We start from the raw sequence: 15,426 nt of genomic DNA, 5'->3' as shown, positions 1-15,426 counted from the left end.
CTAGACAGGATGACTTCGGTGGAAGAGCGAAGCTGACCTCCGGTCGTATCGCGGGTTAGCCTCGAGAGGCCAGAGCCGCACGTTGGTCGCGCAAACCACCAACTTCAGCCGGAGGTCAGCCATGCACAAGCCTACCACCGTTTTCGTCGGTCTCGACGTCCACAAAGATTCCATCTCGGTCGCCCACGCTCTCGAGGATCGCGACAGCGAGGTCACCTTCGTCGGCCCCATCGGAACCCGTCAGTGCGACATCGACAAGCTCGTCCGACGGCTCCAGTCGAAGGCTCCGCACCTCGTGTTCGCTTACGAGGCGGGACCGTGCGGCTACGTGCTTCATCGCTACCTGACGGGCAAGGGTCTCGAGTGTCTCGTCGTCGCTCCTTCCCTCATCCCGAAGAAACCCGGCGACCGCATCAAGACCGACCGCCGTGACGCCATCGAACTCGCTCGGCTTCTTCGCTCCGGCGACCTCACCGCGGTCTACGTCCCGTCCATCGAGGACGAGGCGATTCGCGATCTGTCCCGCGCCCGCGAAGACAGCGTCAAGGACCTCAAGGCCTCGAAGCTCCGGCTGAAGTCGTTCCTTCTCCGTCTCGGCATTACTTATGTGGGCCGGGCCGACTGGAACGCGGCCCACCTGCGCTATCTCGCTCGCGTCGTGTGCCCGACTCCCGTCCAGCAGATCGTCTTTCAGGAGTACCTCCACGCCGTCACCGAGATCTCGGACAGGCTCAAGCGACTCGAAGCCGAGCTCCGCGGGCACGTCTCCTCCTGGCGCCTGTCGCCTCTCGTCGAATCCTATCAGGCACTCCGGGGCGTGCAGGACACCGTCGCCATCACGACCGCCGCCGAGCTCGGCGACATCACCCGCTTCGACTCCCCACGCCAGCTCGCCGCCTTCGTCGGCCTCATCCCCAGCGTTCACGCCTCGGGCAACTCCCGACGGCTCGGCTCCATCACCAAGGCCGGCAACTCCCACGCTCGCCGCGTCCTCGTCGAAGGTGCCTGGGCCTATCGTCATCCCGCCAAAGTCTCCGAAGCGATCCGCAAACGCGTCGAGCGGCTCCCGAAGAAGATCCAGGACATCGCATGGAAGGCCCAGGTCCGTCTCTGCAAACGCTTCCGGCAGTTGAGCGCCCGCGGCAAGCACCCCAACGTCATCGTCACCGCAATTGCTCGCGAGCTCCTCGCCTTCATGTGGGCGATCGCCCGCGAAGTGAAGAGCAGCGCTTGAGGAGAAAGGCCCACTGAAAATGGAATCAGGCAAGAGGCGCGGCCCCGGTTTGGCGCAACCCTCGTTGACGTTAAGAGGCGGCTCACCCCGACCCTCGTGCCTAGAGCGAGGAAGGCGTCCGACGGAGAATGCAAGGTGGTAACCAACCCACGGATCTCAGCACGATCAACCGTCGACATTGCTGGCCCCGTCTCTTGCCTGTACTCCTCATCCCCGATTCGATGGGAGAACCTCTCAATGCCACCGTGACGACCGTGGTCTCTTGACAACCGAAGTCATATCAACGTCGGCGCTCAGCGGCGCGCCAACCTGTAAGACACCCAAGCTTCGTGCGACGTGCGCGTCCGCTGCAGCGCTCTGTTGGACAACATGTCAGGACGGTTCACCATGCAGAGAGAAGCCTTTGCGCCTGGCTTGCTCGAGCAAATCAACAAAGAGATGATGGTCCATGAATGGCGCCCACTGACCGTACTTGGTGAACTTGCGAGTTGGCTTGTCGACGATGTGCCAATACGGGAGCCAGGCAGCATTCCCCTTGCCGTGACGTTTGAGAAAGACAAGAAACGGGTAGAACTTGACCGGGTGACCATCCTTGTCTGCCCACGACTGCGGTGGATTCGACGTGAACGCTGCCGCGACAGTGCAATCCGAGTTCGAGGCGTTCAGCCCAAAGTCGAACTTCAGTCGAAGAGCCATCGGCTTCTCGCATCGCGGGCAAGCGGGCGTCTCGCCCTGTGCGCACCTGAGCAAAGATTCGAACAGCTTCGGTGCGGGCACCTGGCCTTCGTGCGTGGAACACTCGAACGAGCGAGTCGTTGCCATCACCAACCCCTACTGAATGTTGTCCAACGCTCCCGTTCAGCGGCGCGCCGTTTTTGGCACGTCCGCTGCAACGGGCTGTTGGGCAGCCTTTGCGCGACATTGCGCGAAGATCTTTGGCGACGGTGTATCATCGGTCCTCATCCGGCACAGCACCCCCCAAGCCGTTCTCGTGCTGAAGCTCTCTGATGTCGATGTCGGCGACCACCAGGTCAGCGACCAGTGCGCGGGCCGTGCCGAGCACCCGTCCGTCGCGATTCACGATGCCCGAAGATCCATAAGACGCGAAACCGCCGTCGACTCCGGCGACATCGGCGCGAAGGATCGACACGCCGCACTCCGAGGCACGACCGATGTCACAGGTGCGAGCCTCTACCACTGTCTCCGATCCACCCTTCACCCGCGGCATGCCATTGTTCGTCGGTACGAGAAGGATCTGGGCGCCACGGGACAGCATGAGCCTGGCTGGCTCCTGGAAGAGGGAATCGCGACATATGAGAACCCCAAAGGTCACGGTGCCGACCGTGAACGTAGGCGCCTCGGCTCCGGCACGGTAGACGGAGCGGTTTCTAGCGGGGTGCATCTTTCGGTAGATGCCCAACACCGTCCCGCGCGCGAACACAGCCGCAGCATTGTAGAGGTGCCCGTCCTCGCCCTGCTCGGTAAAACCAAGCACCGTGGTAACTCGGTCGCTCGCGAGCGGCGCGAGGACACGATCCAGGCCACCGGCACTCGCGTCGATGGCGATGCGCTCTGGTTGATCGACGTAGTCAGCCAGTCCGCCCAACAGGGCTTCCGGACAACAGAGGAGCTCGACGCCGAGAGCCTCGCACCGATCAACCTGCTGACGGATCAGCGAAATGACCTCAGCGTCAGCGCACGCCGCCAAAGGGGCTTGATAGGCGGCAACCCTCACTTGATCTCCAGACGGAACAAGAGTGCGGTCTAGCGCCATGCCGCTCAGCCGCGAGCGGCAGCGGCTTGTTGGGCAACTGCGATTTCATCGACGACCTCGCGCACCGGTCGCATGGTTTCCACCTTCGTCGCGGGAATGTTGAGGTAGCTGGGGAAGCGAGTGCGGATGACCTGTTCCTCACAAGCTGCCGAACGGGCGAACGGTCGGATGAGCTGGCGGCGCACGGTCTCAGCGACACAGGTCTCGAATTCAAGCGACGGAAGCAGAACAAACGTCGTGGGGCTCGATGCGATGTCTCGGCGGCAGCCTTTGTAAGCCGGATGAATGTCAGGCCGGTAGGTCATGAAGCCCGACGAAAGTGCCAGCACCACCCCCCGCCCAGCCGCCGCCCCCAATGTGGTGAAGTAGACATCCACGTTCCGCTTGGCGTAGGCGTCGTAGCCATGCGATTCGAGGTACCGCGAGATGTCGCCGACTTTCGCCACGAACTCCTCGTCCAAGTCGACGAAGGGAACACCGAGCCTCTGGCCGAGCAAAAGGCCAACGGTGCTCTTGCCCGCGCCTCCAGGTCCGACGAGTCGAATCATGCCTTTCACCGATTGGTCTGCCCAACTGTAATTAGACGGACCTGCTCTTAGACACTTGGACTGGGGTGGGGGGTCCATGATAGCGCGGGCTTGGCCCCTCGACTGGGCGACTGACTCCTTCAATCTCCTACTCCAGCCTTCGTTTTCAATGTTTGGGGGCTCGCTCGTCTTGGCGCGTTATGCAGCAGAGGCGCGCCGGATAGGACGCGGCGGGGGTGGCGAGGGGGGTGGCGACGGGTTGTCACAGTTTGTCCGCCGGGCTGAGGACGCCGCGGCCTCCCCGGTTGAGGACGTGTGTGTAGATCATCGTGGTGGCGACGTCGCGGTGGCCCAGGAGCTCCTGGACGGTGCGGATGTCGTAGCCGTCTTCGAGCAGATGGGTCGCGAAGGAGTGGCGGAAGGTGTGGCAGCTCGCCGGCTTTGGAATGTCGGCGGCCAGGACTGCGGCTCGCACGCTTCGCTGGAGGGCCGACTCGTGCAGGTGGTGGCGGTGTCGGCGGCCCGTGGCCGGGTCCACGTACTGGCGTGTCGCGGGGAAGATCCACTGCCACGGCCATTCGCGGCCGGCGTTCGGATACTTGCGGGCGATCGAGTCCGGGAGGGCGACCCATCCGCCACCGCTGGCCACGTCGCGCTCGTGCTGGAGGCGCGCACACTCGAGGTGCTTCCACAGCGGCACGCCGGCGCTCGAGGGGAGCATCGTGATCCGATCCTTGTTCCCCTTCCCGGCGCGCACGACTATCTGGCGCGTCTCGAAGTCGACGTCCTTCACGCGAAGTCGCGCGCACTCGAGGAGGCGGAGGCCGGAGCCGTAGAGAAGCATCGACATGAGCTTCGCGGGTCCGTCGAGTTGCGCGAGCACGCGGCGCACCTCGTCGCGCGTGAGGACGACGGGAAGTCGGTGCGGGGTCTTGGCTCGGACGACGTCGGTGATCCAGCCGAGCTCTATGTCGAGGACGTCACGGTACAGGAACAGGAGCGCGGCGAGCGCCTGGTTCTGCGTCGAGGCGCTGACCGTGTTGCGACCATCGGTGCTGCGCGCATCGAGGGTGCGCCCGTCGGGACGACTCGAGCCGAGGCCGCGTGAGCCTGGAGTGCTGGTGCCGAAGGCGCCCGAACCGGGACGAGCCGATCTCGGGGTGCCCGTGCCGAGGCTGCTGAGGAATCGCTCGATGTCGGCGACGCCCATCATCGAGGGGTGGCGCTTGCCGTGGAAGAGGATGAAGCGGCGGATCCAGCCGACGTACGCGCGCTCGGTGCGGACGCTGTAGTGGCGGAGGCGCAGGGCGACCTTTACCTGTTCGAGAAGTCGGGGCGAGCGCGTGGGTGGTGGCTCGCGCAGCTCGAATTGGGGCGCGGCGGTGAGCACGCCCGGATGGGGCGGCAGGTCAACGTGTATCGCGTTCGGAAGAAGAGCTGAGCGAGGAGACGTGCGAACCGCGAGTGGCGCCATGTGGAATTTCTCCGTTTTCATGGCAGGAGAGCGATGGAGCGTACACCGGGAGGCCGCGCCGGGCAAGCCGTTTGCGGGCATCGTTTTCATCCGGGGGGCTGAAAGCTGGCGTGGGACGGGGCCTGGCGGGGGGCTCCCTACATATTACTACCAGCGCGCCGGCCCCCCTTTCGAACCAACTGTCCCGGGGCGATCCGCTCAGTACGCCGCGACCGGCGGGAGCGCTCTCGCGGCGTCCATCCAGCGCTTCACGGGGGGATGCGCCAGGACCGACTTCATGTACGCGGCGGACTTCGGGGTGTGGGCGGTGTCCACCTTGAAGGCGGTGAGGCGGACGACGACGGGGGCGTACATGGCGTCGACGGCGCCGAAGCTTCCGAAAAGGAACGGGCCCCGGCCGGTCTTCGCGTCGAGGGCGCTCTCCCAGTACGAGAGGACTTCCTTCGCCTCGGCGACGGCGTCGGGGGTCGCGGGGGGGACGGTCTCGAGGAAGCAGAGGTTGAACGACATCGACTCGCGGAGCTTCGCGAAGCCTGCGTGCATCGCGGCGGCGAGCCATCGGGCGTGCGCGCGCTGGCGGGTGTCGGCGGGCCAGAGGGGCTTGTGCTTCGGGGGCGGGAAGGTCTCCTCGAGGTACTCGATAATCGCCAGAGAGTCGGGGATCATGAGGTCGCCGTGCTGGAGGACCGGGACCTTGCCGGTGGGCGACAGGGCTCGACGGCGGGCCCGGTCCTTGTCCTCGCGGATGAGGACCGTCTTTTCGTCGAAGGGGATCTCCTTCTCGACGAGCGCCACGTAGGGGCGCATCGACCACGACGACATGTTCTTCTCGCCGACGTAGAGAACCAGCTTGTCGCTCACGGGGGGCCTCCGTTGTCCTGCCGACCGGGGGTTGGTCCGGGCATCGTAGCACGGAGTCGGTGCGAGGCCAGAGGGGACACGCGAGCCGTTGGCCGGGTTTGCGCGCGGCCGGCGCTTCACGCGAGAACGTCGAGGATCGAGCCGATCATCTCGTCCTGCGTCTTGAGGACGGCGACGTCGGCCTTCACTCCGTTCGTGTCGATCATGAGCTGCACGAGATCGCCCGGAAGGTCCTCGCCGGGGGCGTCCTTCGCGATGCGGGACGCGGTCCGATCGAGGCTGTTGAAGCGATCCTGCAAACCCGACAATGCGGCGTCTATCGCGTTCGTCATGGTTTTCTGGGCGAAGGCGGCGGCCGCGGCGAGGCTCCCGATCAGGAGGGTCTGGAGGGAGCTGCGCACGGGGCGGGCGCCGGTGAAGGTCCCCTTCACGTAGCCGAAGACGAGGAGCGCAGTCGCGGTCATGGCGACGGAGGCGCCGAGGGCGGCCGTGGATGTCTCGGTGAAGAAGTACGGGGCGAGCGGGACGAGGCCGCCGGCGATGTAGGCGCCGCCGATGGTGACGGCGCTGGCGAGGGCGCGGCCCGGATCGGGCTTCTCGAGGCCGAGCTCGAAGCGCATCATGAAGTCGGCCCAGGCGTCGGGGTGGGCGCGGAGCGAGTCGACGATGGGGCGGCACTCCTCGGGGGAGAGGCCGTAGCGCTCGAGCGATTCGACGACCTCGTACATCTCGGCCTCGGGCTTCTCGTGGATCTCGCGCACCTCGCGCTTCCGTTCGTTGTCGTAGTGCTCGGCGTCGCTGCGGGCGGCGAGGTAGCCGCCGAGGCCCATCGCGATCGCGCCGGCGGCGATCTCGGCGAGGCCGGCGGTGACGACGATGCCGGACGACGCGATGGCTCCCGTGAGGCCGGCGGCGAGGGCGAAGGGGACGGTGAGGCCGTCGGACATCCCGATGACGATGTCGCGGACGACGGCGCCGGAGGTGAAGTGCTTCTCGGCGTGCGGCGTCTGGGGCATGAAGCCTCCTTCCGTCAGGCCTTCGGAGCCGAGGGGCTGGGGGGGGTCGGGGGGCCGGTGCGGACCGAGGGGCTCGCGGGGCGAGAGGCGCGGGGGCGACGCAGCGAGGCGACGCCGAGCCAGGCGAGCGGCAGCAGGACCAGGAGGTAGCTGAGGTACTGGCCGTAGATGCCGTCGGGGCCGTACGGCTCGGTGGCCCAGTGGAGCGCCTCGCTGTTCGGGAGGACGGCGGCCTCGCTCAGCTCGTGGAAGCCGTAGATCACGAGCTGGATGACGAAGACGAAGAGGAAGACGGCGGTGACCTGGAAGAAGCTCGCGAGGTTCACGCGGTGGCCGTAGCGCGTCCAGAGCCAGGCGATGGCGGCGGCCGAGAGGGTGCCGAGCGTCGCGCCGAGGATGACCGTGGCCGACTTGACCTGGAAGAGGAGGGTGTTCATCAGGAGCGCCGTCTCCATCCCCTCCCGGGTGATCATCAGGAGGGTGAAGAGGAAGACGCCGAGGAAGGCGGCGCGCCCCGATCGGGCCGACTGGGCTTCCAGCCTCACCTCGATCTCGCCCTTGAGCTTTCTCGCGACGCGCCACATGTGGACGGTGAGGGAGGCGACGAGGACGGCCGCGACGAGGGCGAGGATCCCCTCCCAGAGCGACTGGCTGTTGGCGCGCCCGAGGAGGACGCCGACGCCGACGCTCAGCAGGATCGCGACGCCGATCCCGAAGTGCACGGCCCGCGCGAGATCGCCGCGCCCCGATCGCCTCAGGTACGCGAGGCTGATCGCGACGATGAGAAAGGCCTCGAGCCCCTCGCGGAGCGTGATGACGAAAGCCTGGAGCAAGCCTCTGGGTCTCCCGGGGTTCGGGGTCGATGCGACGCGGCGGGCCGAATCGCGCGGTGCGGGTCCGGCTCGGCCCCACGACGGCCCAGATTCTATAGGGGATGCCGCCGCGGGTGTCAACGACGCGTGGTGGTCCGGATCGCGGGGGGGGGAGCTCGGCGCCCGACGGGTTGCCGCCATGCGCGAATCGCCCGCGGTCCGCTCGTTTTTTCCCTATTGACAGAAATAGGGAACGGGCGTAGGGTCGCAACATCCGATGCAATCCGGCTCTTGGGGGGCCGGGCGCATCACAAATTTTCTCGGGGGAGGAGATTAGGCTCTCGCCGCCTGTGCACGCCGAGAGAGGCCGAACCACAACCAGCCGCCAGATCCAGCCGGAAGACATCTCTCAGGTGCCCCGCTCACGGGACCGGGACCGATCGCGCGCCCCCGTCCTCGATAGGGATGCGTGTCCCTTACTCACATGGAGGCTCCGATGAGTCGAGCCAAGCACTTAGTTCTGTTCGCCGCCCTCGCTCTTTTCGCCGTTCCGATCGTCATCTCCCAGTCAGCGTCCACCGAGGCGCCGACCGGATACGACAACCTCACCAACGGCTTCGTGTCCCAGGCGACGTTCGACGTCGACCGGGCGGAGTTCGAGAGCCGTGAGGAGATCGCCGACGGCCTCGGGCCGGTCTACAACGCCCAGGCCTGCGCCGAGTGCCACCAGAACCCGGTGACGGGCGCGATCAGCCAGATCACCGAGCTACGCGCCGGTCACTTCGACGGCGTGAACTTCGTCGACCACACGGGCGGATCGCTCATCAACGACCGCGCCATCAACGCGAACATCCAGGAGCGCGTCCTGGGCGGATTCGAAGTGCGCACTTTCCGCACCTCGCTCAACACCGTCGGGGACGGATTCGTGGAGTCACTCGACAGCAACACCCTCGTCGCGATCTCGAATGGACAGCCGTCCGGGATGCGGGGGCAGTTCATCCAGGTCCCGGTCGGCGAGGCCGGAGGGGCGCTGCGCGGCGGGCGATTCGGCTGGAAGAACCAGCACGCCAGCCTCCAGTCGTTCTCGGCCGACGCCTATTTGAACGAGATGGGGATCACGAGCCCCCTCCAGCCCACCGAGAACACGTCGAACGGCGTGTCGGTCGCCGCCTTCGACACCGTCCCCGATCCCGAGGACGCGGGCGGGGCCGACGTCGCGAAGTTCACGGAGTTCATGCGGGCGACGAAGGCTCCCCCGCGTGACACCGCTCTCGCCGCGACGTCGGACGCGATCGCCGGCGATTCCCTCTTCAACGCGATCGGCTGCAACACCTGCCACGTCCGCAGCATCACGACGGCCCCGGCCGGCACGATCATCAACGGCGGCGCGTTCACGGTGCCGGCGGCTCTCGGCAACAAGATCATCCATCCGTTCGGCGACTTCCTCCTCCACGACGTGGGGACGGGGGACGGCGTCGTGCAGAACGGCGGGCAGTCGACCCGGAACAAGCTGCGCACGGCTCCGCTCTGGGGGATGCGGTCGCGGGATCGCCTGATGCACGACGGCGCCACGTTGACGCGCAACGAGGCGATCCTCCGTCACTTCGGAGAGGCGAACCCGGTCATCAACAACTACATCAGCCTGAGCACAACGCAGAAGAACCAGCTCATCACGTTCCTCAACACGCTGTAGAGAGGAGAGCTCGTGACCCGGCTCCGGACACGATGGTCGGCGGCGCGGCAGGAGGCCCTGCCCCCGGCCGACCCCCAGCCCCGTGGCCGGACCGGGTCACGTCGTCTCCCCGCCCCCCTCGCGCTCCTGATGATCCCGCTCGCGCTTTCCCCCTCGCCGGGATGCTCGTCCGGCGCCCCCGGTAGGGCCCCGGCCGCGCGATCGGTGGGCTCCGCCGCCGACGTCGCCGACGCGGTCGCGCGCGTCTTCGCCGGCGCCGCGAAGCCGGAGAGCCCGGCGGGAGGGCGGTGGTTCGCCGCCGACTTCAACGCCGACGGCGTCGAGGATCTGGCCGTCGTCGTGCGCCCGGATCCCGCGCGCATCGGCGAGATCAACCACGAGCTGGCCAACTGGATCCTCGAGGACCCCCGCCCCCCCGAAGCCGCCGCCCCCGACGCGGCCTCGCTCGCCCACACGACGGCGGCGATGCCCGCCTCGCACGCGCCGTCGCGACCCCGCACCGCGCCGGGCGAAGAGCTCATCGCGATCATCCACGGCTACGGCCCCGCCGCCTGGCGCAGTCCCGACGCGCGCCAGACCTTCGTCCTGACCCGCGCCATCGGATCGCAGATGGGGACGGCGCCCGTCGCGACGATCGTGCGCAACTTCCCCGCCGACCTGGCCCCGCGCGACGTCCTCACCGAAACGCTCGACGGCCACCCCGGCTACCTCTACTGGACCGGCGCGAGGTACGCCTGGCGCGATCGACCCTGATCGGCGAGGCGGGCGGAGCTATTCCCGCCGCGGCTGGTGGTCGAGGAGATCAGGCGCGGGAGTCGGCCTCCGCGCGTGAAGTAATCGCGCTCGGCCTCGGGCTTGCTCGGCCACCCACTCCGGCGCCGCCGTCTTTGTTTGATGGCAGGTGGGCGTCAAACGCCTCCGCGGGTACCCGGCCTCGTCCCGCACGCTCCCGCGCCTGATCTCCTCGACCACCAGCCGTTCTCAGTTCACTTGCCACGCCCCAACGTCGACCACCGCCCGCCGATTGACCTCCCGCCCCTCGACGGCGACGGGCCCCGCGATGCATGATCGGCGGGTTCGCCCGTGAACAATCGGCGCGCCCGCATGACGAGGCCGCCACTGAAAAGGAGAGTCACAGTTGATGAGAAAGCCAGCCCTGCTCGTCGCCGCCACGCTCGTTCTCGCCGCCTTCGCCCCGGCGCTCGCCGCCGACTCGGACGCCGCCGGCCAGTCGGGGATCGCCGGCATCACGGCCGTCTACCAGAAGGTGGCGGACTCGATCCTCGCCGATCACGACGCGGAGGCCCAGGTCATCCGCGCCCTTCTCGCCGTCGAGCGCGACATGGCGCTCGCGAGCCTCGGGCGCGGGGATCTGAAGACGGCGGCCGCGCGCATCGGAGACTTCGCGACCGAGGGAGGGGCGGCGATCGAGCCGATCCGCAGCCGGCTCCTGAAGGGGGGGCATCATCATCACGCGGACGATTCGGGGCCGCAGGCGATCTACGACGAGGGGTACGTCGTCCTGACGAAGAAGCTGAAGCTGGAGGCGCTCGATCTCGGCAAGCGCTGCGCGAAGGCCGCCGCGGCGCCGAAGGCGGACCCCGCCGAGGTGAAGGCGATCACGGACGCCTTGACGTCTCTCGCCTCGCGCGCCCTCGCCGCGAAGTAGGGCCGGCTTCCCATTGAGCCGACCCCGCGCCGGGACCATCAGGCCCCGCGCGCTCGCGGCGACTCTGTGCCTGCTCGGAGCGGGGTGCGCCGGAAGAACGCCTCCGGCCCCCGCGCCGACGGCCGCCCCGCCACCGGCGGCGACCTCAACGCCCGCGGCCTCGCCCGCCTACGTCGACGCGACGGCCGAGGCCGGGCTCACGGCGATCTCGTGGTGCGGGTCGCCGTCCCGCGATCACCTCCTCGAGTCGGTGGGGAGCGGCGCGGCCTTTGTCGATCTCGACGGCGACGGCCTCGACGACATCGTGACCCTCAGCGGCTGGCGCCTCGCCGATCGCGACGGAGGCGGCCCGCCCCGGAAGGTCCTCGCGCGGGGCGGCCTCACCTACTATCGGAACCTCGGCGGCGGGCGCTTCACCGACGCCACGGCGGAGGCCGGCCTCGACGCGCGCGGCGCGTGGGCGATCGCCCTCGCCGCCGGCGACATCGACGGCGACGGCGATCTCGATCTCTTCGTGACGACCTTCGGCGCGAACCTCCTCTTCATGAACCGCGGGGACGGAACGTTCGAGGAAGTCGGCGCGCGCGCCGGAGTCGCCGACACCGGATGGTGGGGGGGAGCGTCGCTCTTCGACGCCGACGGCGACGGCGACCTCGATCTCTACGTCACGAGCTACATCGACGCGACGATGGACGAGGTCCTCTCGGCGGAGAGGACGCTCCTCTACAAGGGGCAGGTCCAGGTGATGGTGGGCCCGTTCGGGATGCCGGGAGGGGCCGATCGTTTCTACCGCAATCGCGGCGACGGCACCTTCGAGGAGGCGACCGACGCCGCAGGCCTCACCGACGTCGGGCGCGGCTACGGCCTCGCCTCGGTGGCGGCGGACCTCGACGGCGACGGCGACCAGGATCTGTACGTCGCCAACGACTCGAACCCGAACTACCTCTTCCGGAACGAAGGAGGGGGACACTTCTCCGAGATCGGCGTCGTGTCGGGGGCGGCCTTCAGCGCCGACGGGGCGGCGCAGGCGAGCATGGGGGTCGAGGTCGCCGATCTCGACGGCGACGGCGTCCTCGACCTCTTCGTGAACAATTTCTCCGACGACGACAGCGCGGTGTACCGCGGCGAGGGGGATCTCTTCTTCTCGGACGTCTCGGTCCCCACGAAGGTCGCGGCCCTCACGTACAGGAACCTCAAGTGGGGGGCCGCGGTGGTCGACTTCGATCAGGACGCGCGCCCCGACGTGGTCGTCGCCGACGGCCACATCTACCCGCAAGCCGATCTCCTCTCGGCCGAGTTCGGCTTCAAGGAGCGGAACCTCCTCCTCCTCAACCGCCCTCCCCTCTTCGAGGACGCGAGCGGCGCGGCAGGCGAAGGGTGGCAGACGCGCAGCTCGTTCCGCGGCCTCGCCGTCGGCGATCTCGAGAACGACGGCGATCCCGATCTCCTCTTCACGCGCATCGACGAGCCCCCGCTCCTCCTGCGCTACGACGGCGCCGACCCGTCGCGCTGGATCACCGTCGAGCCGGTCAGGCCGTACCCGCGGTGGATCGGATCGCGCGTGGAGGTCTTCGCCTCGGGAACGCGGCAGTCGCGCGTGATCCTCGCGGGGGGAAGCTACGCCTCACAGTCGAGCCTGAAGGCGATCTTCTCGGTCGGGGCGGCGGGAAGGGCCGACCGCGTCGTCGTGACCTTCGCGGGCGGGGGGAGCGTGGAGCTCAAGGACGTGAAGGGGGGGACGAGGCTGAAGGTGGACGTGCCGCGGTGATCCCACCCCGCCGCGCGCGGCTCAGCGCTTGAGGGCGCGGGCGACGATCTCGGAGAGCTTGCGCATCTCGTAGGGCTTCTGCACTAAGCCGACCATCCCCTCGTCGATCATCTGCTGGGCCGCGACGCTGAAGCCGTACCCCGTGGAGAGGACGACGCGGACGCTCGAGTCCATCCCCTTCAGGATCCGGAAGCACTCGGGGCCTCCCATCTTCGGCATCACCAGATCCATCAGCACGAGGTCGATCGCCCCCCCCCGCTCCTGGAAGACGTCGACCGCCTCCTCGCCGTTCGCGGCGGTGAGCACCTCGTAGCCGAGGTGCTTCAGGTACGCCGTGGCGACGGAGCGCACGGGCTCCTCGTCGTCGACCACGAGGACGAGGCCGCTCCCGCGCACCGGCGGCGCCTCGCCGGGGGCGGCCTCCGGCACGGCATGGCGCGGGGAGGCGAGCGGCAGGTAAATCGAGAAGCACGTCCCGCGCCCGACCTCGCTCTCCACGTGGATCGATCCGCCGTGGTTCTTCACGATGCCGTAGACCATCGCGAGCCCCATCCCCGTCCCCTTCCCGCGCTCCTTGGTCGTGAAGAAGGGCTCGAAGATGCGCTGCCGAAGGTCGGCCTCGATGCCGCTCCCCGTGTCGCCGACCGAGATCGACAGGAACGCGCCCTGCGCGCCGCCCGCCCTCACCCTCGCCTCCCTCTCGGTGACGTGGACGGGGGCGGTCGTGAAGGTGAGCTCGCCGCCGTCGGGCATCGCGTCGCGCGCGTTGACGGCGAGGTTGAGGATGATCTGCTGGATCTGGCTCGGGTCGCCGACGACGCAGCTCTCCGCGCCGTGGTGCTTCTGCGTGATGACGATCTTCTTGTCGATGGTGCGGCCCAGGAGGTCGACAACCTCGCGAATCGTCGCGCGCACGTCGATCGTGACGTCGCGCTGCTTTCCCTTGCGCGCAAAGCCGAGGAGCTGCTGGGTCAGATCGGCCCCGCGGCGCGCCGCCTTGTGGATGACGTCGGCCGCGTTGTGCACCTTCGTCCCGGGCTGGGCGTCGAGCTTCAGGAGCTCCGCGTAGCCGATGACGCCGGTGAGGATGTTGTTGAAGTCGTGCGCGATGCCGCCGGCGAGCGTCCCGATCGCGTCCATCTTCTGCGCCTGCCGGAGCTGCTCCTCGCTGTGCCGCAGCGCCTCCTCGCTCCGCCGCAGCGCCTCCTCGGCGGTCTTCCTCTGCGTGACGTCCTCGACCATCGCGACGGCGTAGATCGCCTGCGCGTCGGGGCCGTAGACCCAGGTGGCCGTGGCCCGCCCCCACACGACCGCGCCGTCCTTGCGGACGTAGCGCGTCTCGAGGGCCAGCTCGCGCACCCCCGCGTTCTTCGTGTCGTCGAAGGCGCGGCGCGCCTCGGCGAGATCCTCGCGGTGCGTGACGTGCTCCACCTTCAGCTTCCACAGCTCGTGCGGCTCGTACCCGAGGAAATCGCACAGCCCCCGGTTCACCTGGAGGAACCACCCGTCGGGGGAGATGGTCGCCATCCCGGCGCCCGCGTTCTCGAAGATCGACCGGAAGCGCTCCTCGCTCGTGCGGAGCGCCTCCTCCGAGCGCCTGAGGATCGCGAGGTCGGAGATGTCCTGGAGCATGACGATCGTCTCGTCGATGCGTCCCTCGGGCGAGAGGATCGGCATCGCCGTCGCGTAGATGTGGCGCGCCTCGCCGTTGATCTCCGTCTGGATCTCGTGGTGCGCCACGCAGCCGGTGTTGAAGGGCTGGAGCGCCGGGCACATCGCGCACGCCGCATCGCGCCGGCAGACCAGCTCGTGGCACGTCCGGCCGGCGACGGCCGCCTGGTGCGCCCCCGCGCCGAAGAGGGTGGCGAAGACGTGGTTCGCCCACGTGACCTGCAGCCGCGAGTTCACGACGATGAAGGCGGCGTCGGAGTGGTTGAGGACGGCGGAGAGCTTCTGCCGCTCCCTCTCGAGGACCCGGATCTGCGCGTCGAGGGACCTCAGCCACCGCTCGTAGTCCTCGACCTTGTCGCGGAGCGCGGAGATCGTCTCGTCACGCTCGGTGCCGGCGATCGGGCTCAACGTGCCTCCGTTAGGCCTGACGGGCCGGGGTCGCACCGCCCCGGGAGGCGGGTGCGACCCGGCTCTGCGCGTAGACGTCCGCGAGGCGCTCGGCCACGGCCTCGACCATCGCGACCGACTCGGGATCGAAGGCGTCGGCCTCGTGGCTGTCGATGTCGATCTGGGCGAAGATCCGATCGCCGCGCCGGATCAGGACGACCAGCTCCGATCGCGTCGACGTGGAGCACGCGAGGTAGTTGGCCACCTTGAGCACGTCGGGAACGTTGATGTTGCGCCCCTCCGCGACGGCGGTGCCGCAGACGCCGCGGCCGACGGCGATGAAGACGTGATCGGTCGGCGCGCCGAGGAAGGGGCCGAGCCTGAGGACGGCGTCGGGGTACAGCTCGTAGATCCCGGTCCAGTGGAAGCGGGAGCTCGCCGCGTGAATCCGCTCGACGGCGAGCTGCAAGAGATCTCCGATCCCGGCTCCGCGCGCGGCGGCCTCGTCGAGCTGCCGCACGATCGTAACTGCGCTCATCG

At 68.3% G+C, this 15,426-nt stretch carries 14 protein-coding genes; 5 read left to right on the top strand and 9 right to left on the bottom strand.

The genetic code is table 11. The features are described from left to right. Nucleotides 1-121 precede the first annotated feature (121 nt). Nucleotides 122-1,234 (top strand): IS110 family transposase, encoded by a 1,113-nt coding sequence (locus HY049_17215; GenBank protein MBI3450639.1) that lies wholly within the window; start codon nucleotides 122-124, stop codon nucleotides 1,232-1,234. A gap of 372 nt (nucleotides 1,235-1,606) precedes the next feature. Here HY049_17215 and HY049_17210 read toward each other — a convergent pair whose 3' ends face one another. The 7 genes from HY049_17210 to HY049_17180 form a co-directional block, all read right to left on the bottom strand. Then, a complete protein-coding gene (locus HY049_17210) occupies nucleotides 1,607-1,930 on the bottom strand; it encodes a hypothetical protein (GenBank protein MBI3450638.1) in 324 nt (107 codons plus the stop codon). Nucleotides 1,931-2,183: 253 nt separating this feature from the next. Continuing rightward, on the bottom strand, nucleotides 2,184-2,969 hold the full coding sequence (locus tag HY049_17205) for a carbon-nitrogen hydrolase family protein (protein ID MBI3450637.1): 786 nt from the start codon (nucleotides 2,967-2,969) through the stop codon (nucleotides 2,184-2,186). Nucleotides 2,970-3,013: 44 nt separating this feature from the next. Beyond that, a complete protein-coding gene (locus HY049_17200) occupies nucleotides 3,014-3,556 on the bottom strand; it encodes a hypothetical protein (GenBank protein ID MBI3450636.1) in 543 nt (180 codons plus the stop codon). A 241-nt stretch (nucleotides 3,557-3,797) separates the two neighbouring features. After that, the gene (locus HY049_17195) at nucleotides 3,798-4,745 is read right to left on the bottom strand and encodes an integron integrase (protein ID MBI3450635.1); all 948 of its coding nucleotides are present in this window, start codon (nucleotides 4,743-4,745) and stop codon (nucleotides 3,798-3,800) included. A 462-nt stretch (nucleotides 4,746-5,207) separates the two neighbouring features. After that, nucleotides 5,208-5,858, bottom strand: coding sequence for a glutathione S-transferase N-terminal domain-containing protein (locus tag HY049_17190; GenBank protein ID MBI3450634.1), 651 nt, complete (start codon nucleotides 5,856-5,858; stop codon nucleotides 5,208-5,210). 128 nt (nucleotides 5,859-5,986) lie between these two features. Next, nucleotides 5,987-6,886 (bottom strand): VIT1/CCC1 transporter family protein, encoded by a 900-nt coding sequence (locus HY049_17185; protein ID MBI3450633.1) that lies wholly within the window; start codon nucleotides 6,884-6,886, stop codon nucleotides 5,987-5,989. A gap of 14 nt (nucleotides 6,887-6,900) precedes the next feature. Beyond that, entirely contained in the window at nucleotides 6,901-7,719 is an 819-nt protein-coding gene (locus HY049_17180) for an FTR1 family protein (GenBank protein MBI3450632.1), read from the bottom strand. A gap of 475 nt (nucleotides 7,720-8,194) precedes the next feature. Here HY049_17180 and HY049_17175 point away from each other — a divergent pair, with 475 nt between their 5' ends. From HY049_17175 to HY049_17160, 4 genes are all read left to right on the top strand, one after another. Further along, nucleotides 8,195-9,391, top strand: coding sequence for a hypothetical protein (locus HY049_17175; protein MBI3450631.1), 1,197 nt, complete (start codon nucleotides 8,195-8,197; stop codon nucleotides 9,389-9,391). A gap of 12 nt (nucleotides 9,392-9,403) precedes the next feature. Beyond that, complete coding sequence (locus tag HY049_17170; GenBank protein MBI3450630.1) at nucleotides 9,404-10,144, top strand: hypothetical protein; 741 nt, start codon at nucleotides 9,404-9,406, stop codon at nucleotides 10,142-10,144. A gap of 388 nt (nucleotides 10,145-10,532) precedes the next feature. Beyond that, entirely contained in the window at nucleotides 10,533-11,060 is a 528-nt protein-coding gene (locus HY049_17165; protein ID MBI3450629.1) for a hypothetical protein, read from the top strand. 13 nt (nucleotides 11,061-11,073) lie between these two features. Next, on the top strand, nucleotides 11,074-12,828 hold the full coding sequence (locus HY049_17160) for a CRTAC1 family protein (GenBank protein MBI3450628.1): 1,755 nt from the start codon (nucleotides 11,074-11,076) through the stop codon (nucleotides 12,826-12,828). Nucleotides 12,829-12,849: 21 nt separating this feature from the next. Here the strand turns inward: HY049_17160 and HY049_17155 are convergent, their stop codons facing one another. Next, nucleotides 12,850-14,907, bottom strand: a complete 2,058-nt coding sequence (locus HY049_17155) for a PAS domain S-box protein (protein ID MBI3450627.1) — start codon at nucleotides 14,905-14,907, stop codon at nucleotides 12,850-12,852. A 10-nt stretch (nucleotides 14,908-14,917) separates the two neighbouring features. After that, on the bottom strand, nucleotides 14,918-15,424 hold the full coding sequence (locus tag HY049_17150; protein MBI3450626.1) for a GAF domain-containing protein: 507 nt from the start codon (nucleotides 15,422-15,424) through the stop codon (nucleotides 14,918-14,920). Nucleotides 15,425-15,426 lie beyond the last annotated feature (2 nt).

Source organism: Acidobacteriota bacterium, assembly GCA_016195325.1.
Taxonomy (GTDB): domain Bacteria; phylum Acidobacteriota; class Polarisedimenticolia; order JACPZX01; family JACPZX01; genus JACPZX01.
Note: the sequence above shows the minus strand (reverse complement) of the source record. Positions and strands in the feature narration are given on the sequence as shown.

Bases quoted from the DNA above. Each gene is read 5' to 3' on its own strand.
- HY049_17215 (MBI3450639.1), top strand. From the start codon at position 122: ATGCACAAGCCTACCACCGTTTTCGTCGGTCTCGACGTCCACAAAGAT.
- HY049_17210 (MBI3450638.1), bottom strand. From the start codon at position 1,930: ATGGCTCTTCGACTGAAGTTCGACTTTGGGCTGAACGCCTCGAACTCG.
- HY049_17200 (MBI3450636.1), bottom strand. From the start codon at position 3,556: ATGATTCGACTCGTCGGACCTGGAGGCGCGGGCAAGAGCACCGTTGGC.
- HY049_17195 (MBI3450635.1), bottom strand. From the start codon at position 4,745: ATGGGCGTCGCCGACATCGAGCGATTCCTCAGCAGCCTCGGCACGGGC.
- HY049_17185 (MBI3450633.1), bottom strand. From the start codon at position 6,886: ATGCCCCAGACGCCGCACGCCGAGAAGCACTTCACCTCCGGCGCCGTC.
- HY049_17175 (MBI3450631.1), top strand. From the start codon at position 8,195: ATGAGTCGAGCCAAGCACTTAGTTCTGTTCGCCGCCCTCGCTCTTTTC.
- HY049_17165 (MBI3450629.1), top strand. From the start codon at position 10,533: ATGAGAAAGCCAGCCCTGCTCGTCGCCGCCACGCTCGTTCTCGCCGCC.
- HY049_17150 (MBI3450626.1), bottom strand. From the start codon at position 15,424: ATGAGCGCAGTTACGATCGTGCGGCAGCTCGACGAGGCCGCCGCGCGC.